The sequence below is a fragment of the Pseudomonas monteilii NBRC 103158 = DSM 14164 genome, from assembly GCF_000730605.1.
GTDB lineage: Bacteria > Pseudomonadota > Gammaproteobacteria > Pseudomonadales > Pseudomonadaceae > Aquipseudomonas > Aquipseudomonas monteilii.
Genome location: NZ_BBIS01000121.1, coordinates 1 through 1,072, shown reverse-complemented (window position 1 = coordinate 1,072; position 1,072 = coordinate 1). Strand labels below are relative to the sequence as shown.

Genomic DNA, 1,072 nt, shown 5'->3' with positions numbered 1-1,072 from the left:
TCAGCACCGAAGACCTGATGAAGGGCCTGAAGCAATCGGGCCTGGCCGAAGGCGAAATCTTCCAGCGTGCCACCCTCGAAGGCGTGCGTAACGAACTGCAGCGCCAGTACGTGGCCCAGGGCCGCTACTCGGCCGAGGTCGATGCCGAAGTGGTGCCGCAACCGCGCAACCGCGTCGCGCTGAAGATCAAGATCAACGAAGGCACCGTCGCTGCCATCCAGCACATCAACATCGTTGGCAACAACGTGTTCGACGATGAGACCCTGGGGCAGCTGTTCGAGCTGAAAACCACCAACTGGCTGTCGTTCTTCAAGAACGACGACAAGTACGCCCGCGAAAAACTGTCCGGCGACCTGGAGCGTCTGCGCTCCTACTACCTGGACCGCGGCTACATCAACATGGACATCGCCTCTACCCAGGTGTCCATCACGCCAGACAAGAAGCACGTCTACATCACCGTCAACATCAACGAAGGCGAGAAGTACACCGTTCGCGACGTGAAGCTGTCCGGTGACCTGAAAGTGCCGGAAGACCAGGTCAAGTCGCTGCTGCTGGTGCAGCCGGGCCAAGTGTTCTCGCGCAAGGTGATGACCACCACGTCCGAGCTGATCACCCGCCGCCTGGGTAACGAAGGCTACACCTTCGCCAACGTCAACGGCGTGCCACAGCCGAACGACCAGGACCACACGGTCGACATCATGTTCGTGGTCGACCCGGGCAAGCGTGCCTACGTCAACCGCATCAACTACCGCGGCAACACCAAGACCGAAGACGAAGTGCTGCGTCGCGAAATGCGCCAGATGGAAGGCGGCTGGGCCTCGACCTACCTGATCGACCAGTCCAAGACCCGTCTGGAACGCCTGGGCTTCTTCAAGGAAGTCAACGTAGAAACCCCGCCGGTGCCAGGCACCGACGACCAGGTCGACGTCAACTACAGCGTCGAAGAGCAGGCCTCCGGTTCGATCACCGCCAGCGTCGGTTTCGCCCAGAGCGCCGGCCTGATCCTCGGTGGTTCGATCAGCCAGAGCAACTTCCTCGGTACCGGTAACAAGGTGTCGATCGGCCTGACCCG

Annotated in this window: 1 protein-coding gene; it reads left to right on the top strand. The window is 61.0% G+C overall.

The genetic code is table 11. The features are described 5' to 3' along the window. On the top strand, nt 1-1,072 hold a 1,072-nt coding region (gene bamA, locus PM2_RS29435; protein WP_042132654.1), incomplete at both ends, for an outer membrane protein assembly factor BamA.